The 18,916-nt window shown below is 74.0% G+C and carries 16 protein-coding genes; 6 read left to right on the top strand and 10 right to left on the bottom strand.

What is annotated here, in order from left to right:
* Window position 1: 1 nt before the first annotated feature.
* Entirely contained in the window at window positions 2-313 is a 312-nt protein-coding gene (locus tag ACIQU6_RS12155) for a 4a-hydroxytetrahydrobiopterin dehydratase (RefSeq protein ID WP_403481525.1), read from the bottom strand.
* A gap of 169 nt (window positions 314-482) precedes the next feature.
* Here ACIQU6_RS12155 and ACIQU6_RS12150 point away from each other — a divergent pair, with 169 nt between their 5' ends.
* Window positions 483-1,295, top strand: coding sequence for a helix-turn-helix domain-containing protein (locus ACIQU6_RS12150; protein ID WP_403481524.1), 813 nt, complete (start codon window positions 483-485; stop codon window positions 1,293-1,295).
* Between the two features lie 7 nt (window positions 1,296-1,302).
* Here ACIQU6_RS12150 and ACIQU6_RS12145 read toward each other — a convergent pair whose 3' ends face one another.
* From ACIQU6_RS12145 to ACIQU6_RS12135, 3 genes are all read right to left on the bottom strand, one after another.
* A complete protein-coding gene (locus ACIQU6_RS12145) occupies window positions 1,303-1,704 on the bottom strand; it encodes a nuclear transport factor 2 family protein (protein ID WP_403481523.1) in 402 nt (133 codons plus the stop codon).
* 247 nt (window positions 1,705-1,951) lie between these two features.
* On the bottom strand, window positions 1,952-3,367 hold the full coding sequence (locus ACIQU6_RS12140; protein WP_403481522.1) for an amino acid permease: 1,416 nt from the start codon (window positions 3,365-3,367) through the stop codon (window positions 1,952-1,954).
* A 167-nt stretch (window positions 3,368-3,534) separates the two neighbouring features.
* Window positions 3,535-5,610, bottom strand: coding sequence for a phage holin family protein (locus ACIQU6_RS12135; RefSeq protein WP_403481521.1), 2,076 nt, complete (start codon window positions 5,608-5,610; stop codon window positions 3,535-3,537).
* A gap of 288 nt (window positions 5,611-5,898) precedes the next feature.
* On the opposite strand from ACIQU6_RS12135, the gene ACIQU6_RS12130 reads away from it, so the two are divergent.
* Window positions 5,899-6,693, top strand: coding sequence for an MBL fold metallo-hydrolase (locus tag ACIQU6_RS12130; protein WP_403481520.1), 795 nt, complete (start codon window positions 5,899-5,901; stop codon window positions 6,691-6,693).
* Window positions 6,690-7,373: a DedA family protein gene (locus tag ACIQU6_RS12125; RefSeq protein WP_403481519.1), complete on the top strand. Its 684-nt coding sequence runs from the start codon at window positions 6,690-6,692 to the stop codon at window positions 7,371-7,373. The genes ACIQU6_RS12130 and ACIQU6_RS12125 overlap by 4 nt, the downstream gene beginning before the upstream one ends.
* 26 nt (window positions 7,374-7,399) lie before the next feature.
* Here the strand turns inward: ACIQU6_RS12125 and ACIQU6_RS12120 are convergent, their stop codons facing one another.
* The 3 genes from ACIQU6_RS12120 to ACIQU6_RS12110 all read right to left on the bottom strand — a co-directional run bounded on the left by ACIQU6_RS12120 (window position 7,400) and on the right by ACIQU6_RS12110 (window position 11,056).
* Window positions 7,400-8,488: an MBL fold metallo-hydrolase gene (locus ACIQU6_RS12120; protein ID WP_403481590.1), complete on the bottom strand. Its 1,089-nt coding sequence runs from the start codon at window positions 8,486-8,488 to the stop codon at window positions 7,400-7,402.
* Window positions 8,489-9,043: 555 nt separating this feature from the next.
* Window positions 9,044-10,357, bottom strand: coding sequence for an aminotransferase class I/II-fold pyridoxal phosphate-dependent enzyme (locus tag ACIQU6_RS12115; protein ID WP_403481518.1), 1,314 nt, complete (start codon window positions 10,355-10,357; stop codon window positions 9,044-9,046).
* Window positions 10,358-10,537: 180 nt separating this feature from the next.
* Window positions 10,538-11,056, bottom strand: coding sequence for a GNAT family N-acetyltransferase (locus ACIQU6_RS12110; RefSeq protein ID WP_403481517.1), 519 nt, complete (start codon window positions 11,054-11,056; stop codon window positions 10,538-10,540).
* A gap of 169 nt (window positions 11,057-11,225) precedes the next feature.
* Here ACIQU6_RS12110 and ACIQU6_RS12105 point away from each other — a divergent pair, with 169 nt between their 5' ends.
* The 3 genes from ACIQU6_RS12105 to ACIQU6_RS12095 all read left to right on the top strand — a co-directional run bounded on the left by ACIQU6_RS12105 (window position 11,226) and on the right by ACIQU6_RS12095 (window position 14,295).
* Window positions 11,226-12,713 carry a phosphatase PAP2 family protein gene (locus ACIQU6_RS12105; RefSeq protein WP_403481516.1) on the top strand — a complete coding sequence of 496 codons (1,488 nt, stop codon included), beginning with the start codon at window positions 11,226-11,228 and terminating at the stop codon, window positions 12,711-12,713.
* A 259-nt stretch (window positions 12,714-12,972) separates the two neighbouring features.
* On the top strand, window positions 12,973-13,788 hold the full coding sequence (locus ACIQU6_RS12100; RefSeq protein ID WP_403481515.1) for a class I SAM-dependent methyltransferase: 816 nt from the start codon (window positions 12,973-12,975) through the stop codon (window positions 13,786-13,788).
* 153 nt (window positions 13,789-13,941) lie between these two features.
* Window positions 13,942-14,295: a VOC family protein gene (locus ACIQU6_RS12095; RefSeq protein ID WP_403481514.1), complete on the top strand. Its 354-nt coding sequence runs from the start codon at window positions 13,942-13,944 to the stop codon at window positions 14,293-14,295.
* A 405-nt stretch (window positions 14,296-14,700) separates the two neighbouring features.
* Here ACIQU6_RS12095 and ACIQU6_RS12090 read toward each other — a convergent pair whose 3' ends face one another.
* The 3 genes from ACIQU6_RS12090 to ACIQU6_RS12080 form a co-directional block, all read right to left on the bottom strand.
* Window positions 14,701-15,621, bottom strand: coding sequence for an NADP-dependent oxidoreductase (locus ACIQU6_RS12090; protein ID WP_403481513.1), 921 nt, complete (start codon window positions 15,619-15,621; stop codon window positions 14,701-14,703).
* Window positions 15,622-15,759: 138 nt separating this feature from the next.
* Window positions 15,760-17,799, bottom strand: a complete 2,040-nt coding sequence (locus tag ACIQU6_RS12085) for a DUF5107 domain-containing protein (RefSeq protein WP_403481512.1) — start codon at window positions 17,797-17,799, stop codon at window positions 15,760-15,762.
* A 108-nt stretch (window positions 17,800-17,907) separates the two neighbouring features.
* Window positions 17,908-18,813, bottom strand: a complete 906-nt coding sequence (locus ACIQU6_RS12080; protein WP_403481511.1) for an arginase family protein — start codon at window positions 18,811-18,813, stop codon at window positions 17,908-17,910.
* Window positions 18,814-18,916 lie beyond the last annotated feature (103 nt).

The raw sequence follows: 18,916 nt of genomic DNA, 5'->3' as shown, positions 1-18,916 counted from the left end.
GTCAGCGGGCGCCGTGCCCGGCGGCGACCTCCTCGATGCGGCGGGCCAGGCCGAAGTCGAGGTAGGTGATCCGGCCGCCGACGCTGTGGGTGTTGACCGTGATGGTCAGTTGGTTGTAGCCGAGGGTGAGTTCGGCGTGGTGGCCCAACTCCTCCTGGATCTGGGCGATGTGGACGACCATCGCGGCGCCCTGGAAGTGCCGGTCGAAACGGTAACTGCGGCGCAGCCGGTCCCCGTCGGCGGTCCAGTCGGGGAGCTCCAGGAGGCGGTCCTGGATCTCCGACGCGTCGAGTGGTGCCACCTGTGCGCTCATCACGCTCGCCTTCCGCCGGGGTACGGGTCGCCGCCGCCGGGGCGGCCCTTCCAGCCTGTCACGGCTGCGGCGGTTCCGCGTCCGCCCGCGGCCCGCGCCGGGGCCGCGCACCCGCCCGATCCTCGAAGTTACCGTTGGTAATGCCGCTCGTTCGGCTACCGTCCCGGTCATGACGACTGCCACGGCGTCCGCACCGGTAGCCACGGGAGTGGGCGCGCTGCTGCGGGAATGGCGCGACCGGCGCCGGATCAGCCAACTGGAACTGGCGCTGCGCGCCGACTCCTCCGCCCGCCACATCAGCTTCATCGAGACCGGCCGCGCCCGCCCCAGCCAGGAGATGGTGCTGCGGCTGGCCGAGCACCTCGATGTCCCCGTACGGGAGCGCAACGCCCTGTTGATCGCGGCCGGTTACGCCCCCACCTTCCCCGAGACCCCGTTGGACGACCCGTCGATGTCCGCCCTACGGGCCGGCATGGAGCGCCTGTTGGCCGGCTACGATCCGTACCCCGCCCTGGTGTGCGACGGCACCTACCACGTCCAGGCCGCCAACCGGGGCATGGGGATGCTCCTGGACGGCGTCGATCCGGAGCTGCTGCGGCCGCCGATGAACGCCATGCGGATCACCCTCCACCCGCGCGGCATGGCGCCCCGCATCCGCAACTTCCTGGAGTGGCGCGAGCACCTCTTCGCCCAACTCGACCGACAGCTGGCGCTGTTGCGGTCCGCCCCGCTGCGCGCGCTGCACGAGGAGGTCAGCGCCTATCCCCTGCCGGACGGCGGCCGGGCGAGCGCCGTCTCCGGCGAGCACCCGCCGTTCGCCCTGCCGTTGGTGATCGAGCACCGCGGCACGGTGCTGTCCTTCCTCTCCACCATCGCCACCTTCAACACGCCGATGGACGTGACCGTTTCGGAGCTGGCGCTGGAGGCGTTCCTGCCCGCCGACCCCGAAACGGCCGCCTATCTGCGCGAGGTGGCCGGGTGAGGCCGGCTCAGGCCGCCGGGACGCGGTCCAGGAAGCCGAGCACCGCGGTGATCCGACCGTCCGCGGCCAGCCGCACCACGTCGAAGCCGGCGACCGGCGCCGACCCGTCCGGCGCGACCAACTCCCAGCCGAACCGGGCGATGTCGTGGTGGCCGTCCACCGCGCCCAGCGGCCGGAACACGAAGCCGGGGAACCGCTGGTGCGCCCCGGCGATCGCCGCCCCGAGCCCGTCGTGCCCGGCGACCTCGACCAGCGGGTCGGTGTAGGTGGCCCCCTCGGCGAACGCCGCGGTGACGGCCTTGGCCCGGGCGCCCTCCTCGATGGCGTTCCACGCCTCGAAGTACCGCTCGGCGGCGGCCGCGTGGTCGATGGCCGGCCCGGTAGCGCCCTGCTGCACCTGCTGCGACATCTCGAACTCCTGGTGGTATCCGTCGTGACATCCGGTACGGATCCGGCGCGCGTCGAGGCCCGGATCCGACCGACCGGCGACTGACGGAACGTCAGCACCGCATCGGCACCGATCCACGGGCCGGAGTGCGCCGGCCCGTGAACCGATGCCTCGACTCTGCCGGAGCGGAGGGTGAGGGTCGATTACGCGCAAGGTAATGCCCCTGGTCGCAGGGGTGCGGCCAGGGGCGGAGGGGCGGGCGGGGCGGCTAGTTCGCGGCCGGGCCGGTGGTGGCGACGACCGGCTCCGCCGGGGCGTCAGCGGTCGCCTTCTCGGCTGCGCTCTCGGCCGCGTCCGACGAGCGGCGCCCGCGGCCCGCCCGGCGGGCCGCCAGCAGCGCGTAGACCAGGATGCCCGCGAAGAGGAACAGCACGCCCTGGTAGATCGCCTGGTAGCCGGCCCCGGCCACCAGCCAGAAGGTGAAGCCGAAGGCCGCCAGGGCGATGGTCAGGTCGCGGACGAAGCGGCCGGGGCGGACCCGGTCGCGGCGGTCGGTGAACAGGAAGTAGATCTGCGCGGCGGCCGCGAGGAGGTAGGGCACGGTGGCCGAGAAGGTCGTGATCAGCACCAGGGTCTCGAAGACGCCGGCGCTGCCGCCACCGAGGTAGTTGTTCACCGTGAGGGCGGAGGCCAGCACCGCGGCGGCCAGCACGCCGAAGGTCGGCACCCCGCGCCGCTTCTTGAGGAACACCGCCGGGAAGAGGCCGTCCTTGGCGGCGGCGTACGGGGACTGGGCGCTCATCAGCGTCCAGCCGTTGAGCGCGCCGAGTATGGAGATCACCGCGGCGGCCGCGATGACCGCACCGCCCCAGTGGCCGCCGAACATCGCGTTCACCGCGTCCGAGAACGGCGCCTTGGAGTGGACCAGCTTGTCGTGCGGGACGGAGCCGAAGACCGAGAGGGTGCCCAGCAGGTAGACCACGGCGGCGCCGAGGGTGCCCAGGACGGTGGCCCGGCCGACGTTGCGCTCGGGGTTGCGGACCTCGCCGGCGCTCATCGTGGCCGACTCCACGCCCAGGTAGCTGTAGAGCAGCATCGCGGCGGAGGCGGAGAGCCCGCCCAGCATGCTGCCGCTGCCGGCGTGGAACGCCCCGATGTTCTTCGGGTCGAAGAAGAACAGCCCGACGACCGCGATGAGCAGCAGCGGCACGAACTTCAGGACCGTGGAGACCAGTTGGACCGCGCCGACGTAGCGGGTACCCGCGAAGTTGGCGAGGGCCGGCAGCCACAGCGCGGCCAGCGCCACCATGAGGTCCGTGGTCGGGGACTCGTGGCCGGGAAAGAGCACGTGCACATAGCCGACGGCGGCGACCGCCAGTGCGGCGTTGCTGACCCAGGACATCGTCCAGTACGACCAGGCCGAGAGGAAGCCGGCGAAGTCGCCGAACGCCTCGCGGGCGTAGATGTAGGGCCCGCCGGTGTCCGGATGGCGCCGCGCCAGCTTGCCGAAGACCAGGGCGAGGCAGAGCGCGCCCAGGGTGAGGATGCCGAAGGCGACCAGACTGATGGTGCCGAAGGGGGCGACCGAGGCCGGCAGCAGGAAGATCCCGCCGCCGATGATGTTCCCGATCACCAGGGCGGTGGCTGTTCCCAGACCGAAACGGCGGGTGTGCCGGTCTTGCATGGCGTGGTGGGCCTCTCATCGTGCTGTGCACCCGGGATTGCCGGGACACGCCATGTTCGGTGACCCGAGGGCCCCCGCAAAATCACCGACTTTTGTCCCGCGGGGGGCGGGTGTCACGGAAAAAACCCTCGACGGCCCGGCCCTTCACCGCAGGTCGTCCGCTTCCCTCAGAGCGGCCGTTGCGGCAGGTCGACCCGTTGGGGGCGCGGGCCGACGGGCACTTCGGGGCCGTCCGCCTCGCGCAGCCAGCGGCGCAGTACCCGGTGGATCTGCTCGGCGCCGACCAGCGGGGCCCCGTCCGGCACCGGCGGGGTCAGTTCCGCGGGCCACAGCAGGAACGGCCGGCTCTGCGGGCCGCCCAGGCCGCCGTGCGAGCCGATCTGCTCCTCGAAGGCGTGCACCGCGCCGGTCGCCGGATCGCAGGCGGAGTTGATCATGAGGTCGGCGACGTGCGGGAAGCGGTCGGTGCGGCGGACCGCGTCGACCGCACCGGGGCCGAAGGGTGCCAACGGGTCGGCGCCGACGACCCGTCCGGTGTCCAGGTGGTGCTCGCCGCCCTCCGGGCCCAGCACCACCGCGCCGTCCGCGGTCGAGCGGACCAGCACGAAGCCGATGCCCGGGTGGCCGGCGAGGGTGCCGAGCAGCGCCGGGTGCCGGCGGTCCAGTTCCTCGCGGGTCATCCGGTGGGGGACGTCCGGGAACGACACCAGGCCGAGGTTGCCGGAGGCCAGCACGACGGGCTGCGCCCCGCGCCGGTGCCCGTCCGCGGTCCCCTCGGGCCGGCCGAGCGCCGCCCGCGCCGCCTCCCGCGCCTCGGCGCCGCTGGGGGTGCGGCCGGCCCGCCGCCGCACCGGCAGCCCGCAGCCGGCGCGGACCAGATCGCCCAGGGTCAGCCCGTAGCGGTCCCGGAAGGTCGCGCCGGGGCTCTGCCCGTGGTCGGAGAGCAGCACGATGCGGTACGGGCGGGGCGCGTGCCGGGCGGCCTTGGCGAGCAGCGCGAGGGAGCGGTCCAGGCGGCGCAGCACCTGGTGGGTGTCGCGGTGCCCGGGGCCCGAGTGGTGCGCCACCTCGTCGTAGGCGACGAGGTCGGCGTAGACCGCGGTGCGGCCGGCCAGCATGTCGCCGGCCACCGCGGCGACCACCACGTCCCGCTCCACGACGGTCGCGAAGGCCCGGATCACCGGGTACAGCCCGCCGCGCTTGACCCGCGGCCGCTCGCGGCGGCAGCGGCTGCGCAGCGCCTGCCCGATCTCCCGGAGGACCTCGGCGACGAAGGAGACCGCGGTGCGGGTGGCGTTGGCCGGGTCGGAGAAGTACGCGAAGTAGCCGGCCCGGGAGCGGTTGCGGCGGTCGCGCCGGGCGGCCACCGACATGACCAGGGCGACCTGGTCGGCGCCGCCGCTGAAGAGGTTGCCGCGGCTGGCGCCGTCCCGGGCCAGCAGCCCGTCGTCGCCGGTGCGCGCGACGGCCCGGCGCTGCAGCTCCGCGGCGCTGCTGGGCCGGTTGCTGACGACGAGGTCGCCGGTCTCCTTCTCGTACCAGCGGAACGCCGGCAGGTCCTCGTTGCTGCCGTGCAGGATGGCGAGTTGGCTGGCGCCGGTCTGGCTGGACCAGTCGGTGTGCCACTCGGTGACCCGGTGGCTGCTGCGGAGCCAGCCGGCGACGGTCTCCATCAGGGGGCGCTCGCCGCTCGTCGCCTCCAGGAGGACGTCGTGGCCGACGCCGTCCAGTTGAACGAAGACGGTCCCCGGCGTGGCCGGAACGCGGTCCGCGGCGGCCCGCCGTCCCCGCCGGCCGGCCAGTCGCACCAGCCGGCGCCGGTACGCCTCGTCGTTGCGGACCGCCAGGAAGGTGGAGGTCGCCGAGGACGCCGCGGACATCGCGGCGGCGACGATCATCGCGGTCTCCGGGGTGGTCTGCCCGCGCCCCGCCGGGATCAGGCTCAGCGCCACCAGCAACATCGAGCCGTTGAGGAAGAACACCAACAGCCCGAGCACCAACGCCGGCACCAACAGCAACGCCCGCACCAGCAGCGGCCACACCAGCGCGCTGAGCAGACCGAACGCGCCGGCGCCCAGCGCGGCGGTCACCGCGGTCCGGGTCAGACTGTCCCCGCCGCTGGCCTGGAGCCGGAAGTCGGGCAGCACGACGGCCAGCACCAGCAGGGTCAGGCTGGAGACCGCCCAGACGGCCAGCACCCTCAGCAGCGCGCCGCCGAGCGCCTTCCACCGCGGGGTCCGCACGCCGTCCCGTCCTCTGCGCTCCGGCCCGCCGCACCAGCCGGGCGGGCATTCCGGCCAAGGGTGTCATCAAAGCGGCCGGCTGTCACAAAGCGGGCGGCCACCGCGGAAGGGTGGTGGCCCCTGGGACCGGTGCGCCCGGGGACACGGCAACGGGGGAGCCCCGACACCGCCCCTCCGTACGGAGGGGCGATACGGATGGGGGAGGATCGAAGGGCAGCGGAAGGGGCCCGGAGGAACCGGCACGGCGACCGGCGCGGGCGCCCCACCCGACCGGAAGGCGGACGGAACATGGCGGTGGAGATCACCTGGTGGGGACATGCCACGGTGACGATCGAGGACGCCGGCGTGCGGGTGCTGACCGACCCGCTGTTCGCCGCCCGCCTCGCCCACCTGCGCCGCCGCCGGGGCGCGCTGCCGCCGCCCGCCGCGGCCCGGGCCGACGCGGTCCTGATCTCCCACCTGCACGCCGACCACCTGCACCCGCCCTCGCTGGCCCGGCTCGCCCCCGGCACCCGGCTGATCGTGCCGCGCGGCGCACCGGCCGCCGTACCGGGCCTGCGCCGGGTCGCCGCGGCCCGCCGCCTGCCGCTCACCGAGCTGCGCCCCGGCGAGGAGTGCCGCCTCACCCCGGGCCCCCTCGCCCCCACCGTCCGCGCGGTGCCGGCGGCGCACGACGGCCGGCGGCTCCCGTACGGACCGCACCGCGTCCCCGCCCTCGGCTACGTCCTCCACGGCACGGCCCGCACCTACTTCGCCGGCGACACCGGCCTGTTCGCCGAGCTCCCGGACGAGGTCGGGCCGTGCGACGTGGCGCTGCTCCCGGTGGGCGGCTGGGGACCGTGCCTCGGCCCCGGCCACCTGGACGCCCGGCGGGCCGCGCAGGCAGCAGCTCTCCTGGCGCCGTGCAGCGCCGTCCCGATCCACTACGGCACGTACTGGCCGATCGGCCTGGACGCCGTCCGTCCGCACGAATTCCACGCGCCGGGCCGGGAGTTCGCACGACAGGCCGCGCTGATCGCGCCGGATGTGACCGTCCACCGCCCCGACCACGGCGAGTCGGTACGCCCGAGGACCACCCGATGACACCCACCACCACACTGGCCGACGGCCTCCACCAGGTGATCACCCACGCCCCGCCGGAGTCCACCCAGCAGGCGGTGGGCTACCCCTCGCTGTTCCTGCTGGTGGTGCTCGGCTCGCTGGTGCCCGTCGTCCCCACCGGCGCGGTGGTCAGCTCGGCCGCGGCGGTCGCCTTCCACCACAGCTCGCCGCTGGCCCTGCTGTTCGTCTTCGTGATCGCGTCCTGCGCCGCGTTCCTCGGGGACCTGGGCCTGTACTGGCTCGGGCGGCGCGGCCTCGACTCCCGCAACGGCTCGCGCTGGCTGGCCCGCCTACGGGACCGCGCCACACCCGAGCGCCTGGCCCACTCGCGGCGCCAACTACGGGAGCACGGCGTCCTGGTACTGGTGCTCTCCCGTCTGGTACCGGCCGGCCGGATCCCGGTGATGCTGGCCTGCCTGCTCGCCGCGATGCCGCCCCGCCGGTTCGCCCGCGGCGACCTGCCGGCCTGCCTGGCCTGGGCGGCGACGTACCAACTGATCGGTGTGCTCGGCGGTTCGCTGTTCCGCGAACCCTGGCAGGGCGTGGCCGCGGCGATCGGCCTGACTGTCCTCTTCACCGCCGCCCCGGCCGCCTGGCGCCGCCTCCGGCCGGCACCTGTGGGGGAGGGCGCTGGGCGGGCCGGCGGGAGTGACGGAGACTGACGGCTGGGACTGGGGAGGCGGCTGCCTCAGCGCCCCTCCCCCACCCGCGGCTCCACCGCCGCCGGCTCTACCGCTCCCGACTCCCCCGTCGACCGCGACTCGACCGCCCTGGCCCCGGCTGCTCCCGACTCCGGCGCCCTCGGCTCCAACTCCCGTGACGCGCCCACTGGTAGGTCCCACAGGTCCGACGTCGGACGCCCGGTGGCCGCCCAGGCGGCCCGGATGCGGTGCAGCGGCTCCAACGGCGGCTCGGCCGAGAGCAGGAACGTCGACCAGTGCATCGGCGCCAGATACCGCGCACCCAGGTCCTGACAGGCCCGGACGGCCTCCTCCGGGTCGGTGTGCACCGGGCGCAGCATCCAGCGCGGGTCGTACGCCCCGATGGGCAGCAGCGTCAGGTCGATGTCCCGGTAGCGGCGGCCGATCTCCTCGAACCAGTGGCCGTAACCGGTGTCCCCGGCGAAGTGGATCCGTCGCCCGTCGGGCGCGGTGAGCACCCAACCTCCCCACAGGGAACGGCAGGTGTCGGTCAGCGTCCGTTTGCTCCAGTGGTGCGCGGGCACGAAGTCGAACCGCACCGGGCCGCCGGGGCCGGGCAGTTCCACCGCCTCCCACCAGTCCAGGTCGGTGACCCGGGTGAACCTGCGCCGCCGGGCCCAGGGCGCCAACCCCGCGGGGAGCAGCAACGGGGTGTCGCGCGGCAACCGCTTCAGCGTCGGCGCGTCCAGGTGGTCGTAGTGGTTGTGGCTGATGACGACGGCGTCCACCGGGGGCAGGTCCTCCCAGCGGACCCCTACGGGCGTGACCCGCGCCGGCGTCCCCAGGATCTTGCGGGACCAGACGGGGTCGGTGAGGACGGTCAGCCCGCCGATCCGGATGACCCAACTGGCGTGCCCGGCCCAGGTCAACGCGATGGTCGAGGAGCCGGCGTCCGGCAACGGCCCGGGTTCGAAGGGCAGTTGCTGGATCTGCCGGAGCGTCTCGGGCACCGGGCGGAGCTTGCCCTCCCGCGCAATCCGGGCCAACGCCCGGACACCGGGCAGCGGCGCGGTCAACCGGTCGGTGAAGTCACGCGGCCAACTGCGCGACTCCGCCAGGGGACGCGGCTCGGCCAACGGGGGCGGGGTGGCGTCCGGACGCGGAACGGAGTCCGGACACGGTGCGGTGCCCGGAAGCGGTGCGGTCGCGGTGCGGCCGGTCGGCTCGGTGTCCCCCTCACCGCTCCCCTCACCGCCCCTCTCACCGTTCCGGGGGCCGCCGTTGGGGCTCTCACGCTCCTCGACGGCGGGGCGCCCCTCGGTCCGGGACGGCCCGGCCGGCGACGAATCGGCCCGGGACGGCTCGGCACGAGACGGGGTACGAGACGCTTCGGTACGGGACTCTTCGGGACAGGACGCATCGGTAGGGGACGGCTCGTCGAGGGAGCGCCCCGCGAGAGAGCGCTCGGTCTGTTCGGTCATCCAGGAACTCCATTCGATGGCCGGGCGGAACCGGAGTCACGGGGCGGGCGGGTGAGTCGGGGCGGAGCGGGAGCAGCGCAGGCAGAGGGGGAGGAACGGGGGTAGGGGGCCTTCCCTTGAGTCGAGCATCGGAGCGCCTACGGCCGGCAACGAGGGGCGGGACGGCCCGGCGCCCCACCACCGCCGCACCGACACCCCGCGCCCGGCCGCTCAGCGTTCCTCGCCCCCTTCCGCGCGCGAGCCCCCACCCGCGGCGCCCGTCCCCGCCTCCGGAGTACCGCCGGGCCCGTCCACCCCCGACCGATCACCGCCGCCGCCCACCACTCCACCCAGCTCGGCCAGCACCCCCGCCAAACGAGTCAACCCGTCCCGCACGTGCGGCAGTTCCAACGGATCCGCCGCATCCAGCACGCGCTGCCGCTGGTCCACGTCGACACCGAGCAGCGGATCCGCCCCCAGACGCACCCGCAACGCATCCGGGTCGTCCTCGAAGTGGTGCCCACCGCGGGCCGCCCAGGGCGCCAACTCCCGTTCCAGGGATGCCGATCCGGCGATGCCACGCGCGGCCAACGGGCGCCGCAGCGGTTCGAGGTCGGCATAGAGGACGCTGCCCGCGTGCGGCGGGCGGCACAGAGCGCCGGCCGTGGTGAGCGTGCGGTACAGCGCGCCGGTGAGCGCCCCGTATACCCGGGCGGCGGCCGCGGTCCGCTCCCGCACGGCGCCGGATTCGCCGAGCGCCCGGGTCACCGCGCCCGCCAACGGCCCCGGAAGCGGCGTGCGTAGCCGGGCGAGCGTGTGCAGCACCGCGTCCCGGAGGACGGCACCCCGTCGAGTGCCCGGAAAACGGGCCAGCGCCGCCGGCCAGGAGGCGGGCACCAACGCGGCCCGCAGATCGGTCAGCACCACGACCTCACCGGGCAGCATCTCGGCCGGGCTGAGCACCACGGTGTCGTGCGGATCGTGCAGCAGATCCCGGCGCGACTCGTCGCTGATCACCCACAGCCCCTCCTCGGCCGCCGCCTCGCACACCTCGTGCAGTTGTTCCGGGGGCGGGCAGGTGCCGGTGGGGTCGTCGGCGACGGACAGCACCAGAACGCGCGGGGTGTCGCCGTGCATCCGGGCCCGCCGCACCGTCTCCAACAGCGCGAACGGGTCCGGCAGCCCGCCCGATTCGGCCGGCACCGGCGCCAGGTGGACCGTCCTCCCGAGCAACCGGGCGGGCGGCGCGTACCAGGGCGAACACGGCCGCGGAAGCAAGACCGCCCCGTCCACCGCGGCATAGAGGGCGAGCAGCAGAACGGACGCCCCCGGGCCGGCGAGCACCCGGTCGTCAGGGGTGTGCAGGCCACGGCGCTCCCAGTAGCCGCAGGCGGCGGCGCGCAGCGAGGCGGAGCCACCGGGAGGTTCGGGGGCGGTGCGGTCGGCGGCGGCGGAGAGGTGCGCGGCGAGCTCCGGGAGGACCGGCATCCCCACCGGCGGGGCCGGCTCCGGCTCCCGCTGCGGATCCGGGGCGGTCCGCTGCATCCGTACCTCCACTCCACGGCGGCCGGTCGATCGTGGGCCCATCACATGATGAACGGCCCCGACCACCTTCGCAGATCACCGCGGTGGCGACGGCGGACGACACGTCCCCGGAGGGTGACCGCGCCACGCCGAGCCAAACGGGACGGCCACCACCAAACGCCCCTCCCCTCTCCCTGCCCGCTACGTTCCCGCCTCTCGCCCGGCCGGCGGCGGCGCCGCGTACCGGTACACCTCCACCTCCTCTGCCACCCCTCCCGCACGCCACACCTGCCGCTCACCGCCGCATCGCACCCAGCCCCGCCGCTCGTACAGCGCGACGGCCGACGCGTCGGAGGTCTTCACCTCCAGGACGAGCCGCACCCCACGGACCGCCGCCTCCGCCTCGACGGCCGCCAGCAACCGCGCGCCGAGGCCGCACCCGCGGGCGCGGGGCGAGACGTAGAGCCGGCTGATCTCCCGCCCGCACAGCGCGGCATGGCCGAGCACCGCCCCGCCCACCTCGGCGACCCACGCGGCCGACAACCCGTCAGGCGTGAGCCAACGCGCTGGTTCCTCGGGCCAGTGGTGCGGGTACCCGCTGTGCGCGTGCACCTCGGCGAGCACCGCCACACAGACGTCGAGGTCGGCATCCGCCCGCCTCCTGATCACCCCGCGCGCCCGTTCCCCCAGCGCCCTCGCGCCTCCGTATGCCCCGCTCACCCACACCCCCCTACCCGCCCATATTCCGAGAAGCCCAACCGCCCAGCATCTTGCCTCGCCCCATCCACCGCATCCACCACACCCGCCCCTTCCGCTCGGTCCCCCCTCGGCCCCCTCCAGACCCCGCTCGGGCCAGCCTGCCCGCCCGTTCCGGGGGTACAGGTGACCCATGCGCACACGAAAGCTCGTCAGCAACCTCGACCGGTGGGCCTTCGACCGGATCGCCTCCCGCAACTGGCCCGGCGCCCACCGCGTACTGCCGCGGCTGACCCGCAGCGCCGATCACGGGCTGTTGTGGTTCGGCATCGCGGCGGGGGCGGCGGCACTGGGCGGGCGCCCGGCGCGCCGCGCCGCCCTGCGCGGGGTGGCCTCCCTGGCCGTGGCCTCCGCGACCGTGAACACCCTCGGCAAACGCTCCGTGCGCCGCGCCCGCCCTCTCCTGGACGCCGTCCCCGTGGTGCGCCAACTCGGCCGCCAGCCCTTCACCTCCTCCTTCCCGTCCGGGCACGCGGCCTCGGCCGCCGCCTTCGTCACCGGCGTCGCCTTCGAGAACAAGTGGTGGGGACTGACGCTCGCCCCGCTCGCCGCCTCCGTGGCGTTCTCCCGCGTCTACACCGGCGTGCACTACCCGGGCGACGTGCTGGCGGGCGCCGCGCTCGGCGTGGGCGCGGCCTTCGCGGTCCGCGGTGCCGCGCCGACCCGCGCCCAACTGGCCCCGCCCGCCCGGCCGCGCGCCGAGGCGCCCGCGCTGCCCGGCGGGCGCGGGCTGTTCGTGGTCGCCAACGCGTCCTCCGGGCAACGCTCGGGCCCGCGCCCCGACCGGGCCGCGGAGGTCCACGGGGTGCTGCCGCACGCCGAGGTGACGGTGTGCGGCGGCCCGGACGGACCGCCGATGGACCAGGCGTTGGCGGAGGCCGCCGCACAGGCCGGGGCGCGGGGCGGCGCGCTGGGGGTGCTCGGCGGCGACGGCACCGTCAACGCGGCGGCCGCGGTCGCGATGCGGCACGGCCTGCCGCTCGCCGTCCTCCCGGGCGGCACCCTCAACCACTTCGCCTACGACCTGGGGATCGAGACCCACGCGGAGGCGGCGCGCGCCGTGGAGAGCGGCGAGGCCGTCGCGGTCGACGTGGCCCGCTTCCGCGCCGAGCCGCACCGGGAGGGCCACCACTTCCTCAACACCTTCTCCATCGGCGTCTACCCGGAGTTGGTACGGATCCGCGAACGATGGGCCCACCGGATCGGACCCTGGCCCGCGGGGGTCCTCGCGGCATGGGAAGTGCTGCGCTCCGCCGCGCCGTTGAACATCGAGCTCAACGGCGAACGCCACAGCATCTGGCTGCTGTTCGTCGGCAACTGCCAGTACCGCGGCCTGGGCACCGCCCCGGTACGCCGACACGACCTGGCCGACGGCGTGCTCGACGTCCGCGTGGTGCACGGCGGCCGCCTGGCCGGCACCCGCCTCCTCCTCGCCGCCCTGCTCGGCACCCCGCGCAGCTCCCCCGTCCTGGGCGAGGCCCGCCTCCCCCGGCTGCGCCTCAGCGGCCTCCGAGACGGCACACCACTCGCCTACGACGGCGAAGTCGCCGCGTTTCCAGGAGAGTTGGCCCTGGACAAGAAGACCGAAGCCCTGACGGTGTATCGCCTCCTCCGCGACTGACTGACGGGTTTGACGGTCAACTCCCTTGGTCGGCAGGCCATTTCCCTGCCCTGACCCCCGCCCTCCCTCGCCTCCTCCCCCTCTCCCCTCCCCCGCGCCCACCCCCCGCCCCTCCTCCTCGTCCACATCGCAAGACGCATCTCTCGTCATGCGAGACGCCGGCGTACCGTGTGAGCAGCACGCCGCAGGGCATCCGTACCCGGCCGTGGTCCGCCACGGCCTCGTGCGACAGCCCCCGATGTTCGCGAAGGAGCCGTCCATGCCGCAGGAATCCGCCGTATACACCCACGGCCACCACGAGTCCGTACTGCGCTCACACAACTGGCGCACCGCCGCCAACTCCGCCGGATATCTGCTGGATTCGCTCCTCCCTCACATGCAGATCCTGGACATCGGCTGCGGCCCCGGCACCATCACCGCCGACCTGGCGGCCCTGGTACCGGACGGCCAGGTCACCGGCCTGGAATACGCCCCCGCCGTACTGGACCAGGCCCGCGCCACGGCCGCCGCCCGCGGCGTGGAGAACGTCCGCTTCACGGTCGGTGACGTCCACGCCCTGGACTTCCCGGACGACACCTTCTGCGTGACGCACGCCCACCAAGTCCTCCAGCACGTAGGCGATCCCGTGCAGGCCCTGCGCGAGATGCGCCGTGTCACCAAGCCCGGCGGCATCGTCGCCGTCCGCGATTCGGACTACGCCACCATGACCTGGTACCCGGAGGTCGAGGGCATGGCCGACTGGCTGGACCTGTACCGCCGGGTGGCCCGCGCCAACGGTGGCGAGCCCGACGCCGGACGCCAACTGCACGCCTGGGCGCGCCGGGCCGGCTTCCCGCCGGAGAACATCACCGCGACGGCGAGCGCCTGGTGTTACCAGACCCCCGAGGAGCGGAACTGGTGGTCCGAACTGTGGGCGGACCGCACGGTCGCCTCCTCCTACGCCGAGATCGCGATCAACAACGGGCACGCCACCGACGACGACCTGACCCGCATCGCCGCGGCCTGGCGGGAGTGGGGCGCACAGGAGGACGGATGGTTCGCCATGCTGCACGGCGAACTCCTCTGCCGCGTCTGACATGAGCGCCTGACGTGAGCGCCTGACGTCAGCCGTCACCACCCAACGTCAGCACGACGCCTCCGCCACCCCGCCTCCACGACACGACCGCATCGCAGTCACACCGTCGCCAAGGTTCGCGCAGCCGTGGGCCGCCCAACTAGGCTGATTCATATGGACATTCTGGGGACCTCACTTCGGGTATGTGTCGGCGATCTCGATGCCGCGGTCACGGTCTACGAACGGCTGACCGGCACCGAGGCGATCCGCTTCCAGCGCGGCGGGGTGGCGGTAGCGGCGGTCGGGTGCTTCTTCCTGATGAGCGGTCCCGAGGCGGAACTGTCGGTGCTCCGGAAGATCACCGCGACCATCGCCGTCAAGAACGTCGACGCGGCGGTGGATGACCTCACCGCGGTAGGCGCGGACATCATCGCCGGACCGCTGACCACCCCCATCGGCCGGAACGTGGTTGCCCGCCACCCCGACGGGTCGATCTTCGAGTACGTCGACCGCGTCCAGATCAGCTGAGACCCGCTCCACCCGGCCGGCTCATCCCACTTCACGCCATCCCCCTCTCACACTCTCGTGGCCCGTCAGCTCGTCAGCTCGCCGCGCTACGCCACATCACGCTTCGGCGCGCCGCGCCTCGCCTTGCCTCGCCTCCGCACCCAAGGGCAATGCGCGGCATCTCAAGGCATCGTGGGTGCGGTGTTGGGTGTGGCGCTGCGCCCAACACCGCGCGCCTTCCGCCTCGTTGGATTAGCACCGCGCGCAACGCCAGGCAGTGACGCGTCCGCGGGGCGCCCCACAGTGCCCGCGTCAACGACGTGACGACGCGGTCCGACGGGAGCCGCCCCTCAGCTGGCAACCGTCGCGCCTCCTCGCTCGCGCCACCTACTCCTTCAGGCTCCTCAGCGCCCCTCACACCTCCAGTCACACCTCCAGAATGATCTTGCCTCGGGCCCGGCCCGCCATGCTGAGCCGAAACGCCTCCGCGGCGTCCCGCAGCGGAAGCACCGTGTCGATCGGCACGGCGAGCTTTCCGGCGTCCGCCAGAATGCCCAGTGCGCTCAGATCGGCGGCGTCCGGTCTGACCCAGACCATGTGGCCGCCCTTTGCCCTGACCTCGCCGTCGGTGATCGACACCACTCTGCCGCGGTCCTTCAGCAACTCCTGGGAGACTTCCACGGCCCCACCGCCGACGAAGTCCATGGCGGCGTCGACGCCTTGGGGCGCCAGCGCCCGCACCCGCTCCGCCAGCCCGTCGCCGTAGGTCACCGGCTCGGCGCCCAGGGACCGCAGAAACTCGTGGTTGCGCTCGCTGGCCGTACCGATCACGCGGGCCCCCTCGGCGACCGCGATCTGGACCGCCAGTGAACCGACCCCGCCGGCGGCGGCGTGCACCAGCACCAGGTCATCCTCTCTCACCCGGGCCCGCTTGAGGGACTGATAGGCCGTCAGCCCGGCGAGCGGGAGCCCGGCGGCCTGCTGCCAACTGAACGCTGCCGGCTTGCGGGCCAGCGTCCGCACCGGAGCAGCGACCAACTCGGCGAAAGTGCCGTGCTGGACCTCGTCCTTGCGGACGTAGCCCATGACCTCGTCGCCCACGGCGTACTCGGTGGCGTCGACGCCGACCTCTTCGACCACTCCCGCCACGTCCCAACCGGGGACGAGCGGGAAGTGAACGTACATCAGACCGTCCAGATGGCCCGCGACGATCTTCCAGTCGACCGGATTGACGCCGGCCGCCTTCACCCGGATCAGCACCGAGTCGGGTGCCACCTTGGGATCGGGCTGCTCGGAGTAGGTGAGAACCTCAGGGCCGCCATAACTGTTCGTGGTAATTGCTTTCATGACCGTCACAACGCGTGACGATCGACGGAGATTCCAAACCGTCACGATCTTTTCCAACTGGCATATGCCAATCGCCTGCGGAGCGGGCCGGGTTGGGGCACCGCCCCGTCCCGGCCCGCTCCACCCGGCGTGCGACCCCTACGCCGCGTCCGTCGGTCGCATCCGGAACTCGTAGCGTTCCGGCAGCGGATGCTCCGCCCGCGCCCGCGCGGCGGTGTCCGCGTCGATCGGACCGTCCCCCGCCACCAGCCGTTCGGCGATGGCGTACCAGGTGTCGCTCAGCGCCTCGTCGCCCTCCCGCAGATCGGCGATCTCGAAGCCCTCGTCGAAGATCTCGCGGGCCTCCCGCGGCCGCCCCTGGGCGAGCAGCACCTGCGCCGCCAGCAGCCGGCAGCGTCCGCCCGCGCGCTCGGCCGGGCTCAGCGCCGCCAGCATCTCCGCGGCGTCCTCGGGACGTTCGGCCGCGAGCAGCGCGGGAACCGCCTCCCGGACGAAGGCCGGCAGGACCTCTCGCCAGGCCCGGGCGGTCGCCGGATCGTCGGACGCGGCCGACCGCACGACACAGGCGAAGCCCTCGGCGAAGCGATCGGCGGCGTGCCCGGTCTCGCCCGCGAGGGACTCGGCGACGGCCAGGCAGTACAGCGGCAGGCATCCGGCGCCGTGCGCCAGTGCACGCTCCCAACTGCGGACGGCCTGCGCCCGGTCCCCGGCGTGCCACTGGGCGAGCCCGAGGTGGTACTCGGCGGCCGGCCCCGGGTCCGCGGACTCCAGGAGGTCGCGCCAGGCCGCGGAGACCGGCGCGGGCCCCGGTACCGGGCCGACGGCCGGCAGTTCCCCGGTCCTGAGCAGGGTCAACCAGGGCCCTTGCTCGGCGCCCAACGTGGCCGTGGCGAACGGCGTCCCAGGAAGGTCCCACCCCGCGCGGGCCACCTCCAGGGCGCCCCAGCCGGAGCCGCTCGCCAGTTGTTCCTTCGGTTCCTGGTCGGCGTACGGGAGCCAGGCGGCGTAGGCGTCCTCGACCTGGGTGCGGGGCAGCGTCGCGGCCAGCCGCTCCTCGACGGCGTCGCGGGCTGCCGCCCAGTCGGTGCCGTGCACCGCGGTGGGATCGGCGGCCAGCGGCCCGTACGCCTCCAGCCAGGAGAACTCGCCTCCGGCGTCGAGCGGCACGTGTTCCAACTGGGTGCGGGCCAGGCCCGCTTGGATCTCCGCGTAGCCGCCGGTGCCGGGCTCGGTGAGCCACCGCTGCCACCGCCGGCCGGCCCGCCCGGCGCCCCACACGAAGAGCTTGCGGCCGTGCAGGCCGTCCGTGGAGGTCTGCACCAGACCGCACCCCGCACGGTCGAGGGAGGCGATCCAGGGGCGGGCGCCCTCGGGCAGGTCGTAGAAGTAGTCCGCGGGGAACTCGCTGCCCAACGGGTACGTCCGGTCGGCCCCGTCGGACTCCGGCACCGGGACGCGTCGCAGGGTGCGCTGGTACCCGAAGTGCCAGGCGTCCTCGGCCGGGGCCAGGACGCGGGTGTGGGCGTCCTCGGGGACGGCGGTGTTGGACCACCAGTACACCGGGACGGTGTGATGGTGCGGGTTGCGGATGCGCACGCCCACGTAGAGGAAGTCCGCGCCGTCGGGCAGCCACAGGTCGACCTGGAACGGCAGGTCGCGCAGCCGCTCCCACTCCCACAATCGGAGCATCTCGCCCCCGTCGGGGGCCGGCACCCGGGCGGCGTGCAGGGGGGCGCACGAGAGGGTGGTGTGCCCGGTGGCGCCGATGTTCCATTCGATGCCACCGGAGAACCACGCGCCGTTGAGGGCGAAGTCGGCGGGCTGCACCACCGGGTTGCGGTAGAGCAGTTCACGGCCGGTGGGCTTGTGGTGGAGGGAGTGGATCCGGCCGCCGAGGCCGGGCAGGACGGTGGCGCGCAGCCGGTCGTTCTCGATGACCAGGGCATCGAGGTCGGTGCTGCGGCGGTCCCGGCCGTAGCCGTCGCGCCTTCGGGTGGGCAGGATCGAACGCAGCGGCTCGTAGCGGAGCTGCCGCGCCATATCGGGCGGCGGGGCGGCACCCGAGGGGACCTCGACGCGGTGCACGTCGCCGGGGTCGTGCAGGGCGGGCAGGGGATTGTCCGGGCCGACGGCGGCCATGGGAAGGGTCAGGGTGGTGCGTCGCACACTCGTGGCCACGGCTGCCTCGCAAGATCGTGCCGGGCCCCCTCGGCTGCGGCGGCCCCCTGTTGACCATGGAACAACGTGATCGCCGGTCTGACCAGGGCCCCTGGAGACCGGGTGGGGTCAGGGTTGCGCAAAAACGCCCTCAAGGAGGTCGGCCAGCAGCACGGCCCCGGAGCCGTCGGGGTCACGGTCCGGGTCGTAGATCGCCACGTCGATCCCCACGCAGCGCGGGGAGGCCGCCAACGGGCCGAGCAGCGCCCGCAGTTCCTCGGTGGACAGGCCGTCGGGGTCGGGACTGTCCACCGCCGGCATCACGGAGGGGTCCAGCACGTCCGCGTCCAGATGGATCCAGAAGCCGTCCAGCGGGGAGTTCTGGAGGTGCCCGAGCGCCGCCCGCGCGACCGTCTCCGGGCCGCGTCGCCGGATCTCGCCGACGTTGGTGCAACTGATGCCCAACCGCGCCAGCTCTCCCTGGTCGGTGTCCGCGTCCCGGATTCCCAGGAGGTTCACGTCCTCGTCCCGGACATACGGGCGCAGGCCCTCGATGTCCGTCAGATCGGGCTGACCGCGCCCGGTGATCTGGGCGGCGCCCTCGCCGGCCGCGGCACCAACGGGGCCGGACACCTCGGTGTTCCCCGGATGCCGGAAGTCGCTGTGCCCGTCCAGGTAGGCGACGCCGTACCGTCCCAGGCGCCGCAGCGCGAGGACCGAACCCAGCAGGATGCTGCAGTCGCCGCCGAGGACGACCGGGAAGTCCCCGTTGCGGACGTGGCCCTGGATCCGTCGGGCGAGCCGCACGCTGTACTGGGCGAGCGCCGCGGCGTGGAAGTCCCCGTCTCCCTCGCGCCACTCCCCCAGGCCGTACCGGGGCGGCACCACCACCCCGCCCTCCTGGGCCCCGAGCCGCCGCAGCAGTCCCTGCTCCCGCAGCGCTCCGGCCAGTTTGTAGCAACCGGGCACGGCACCGGGCGCGGGCGGCCGCAGTCCCAGGTTGGAGGGGGCGTCGATCAGCACGTTCCGGCGCATACGGCGATCGTAACGGGCGGCGTCCAAACGGCCGGTCGTTGCAGGGGGTTGCACGGAAAATGCGCGGGCGGCGCCGGGCTCGTGCGCATAGCCTCTACTGCTG

Origin of the sequence: Streptomyces sp. NPDC090442 (assembly GCF_044769405.1) — a bacterium.
In the GTDB taxonomy this organism is placed as follows: Bacteria; Actinomycetota; Actinomycetes; order Streptomycetales; family Streptomycetaceae; genus Streptomyces.
The sequence above is the reverse complement of the archived record's forward strand: the minus strand, read 5'-3'. Positions and strand labels throughout refer to the sequence as shown.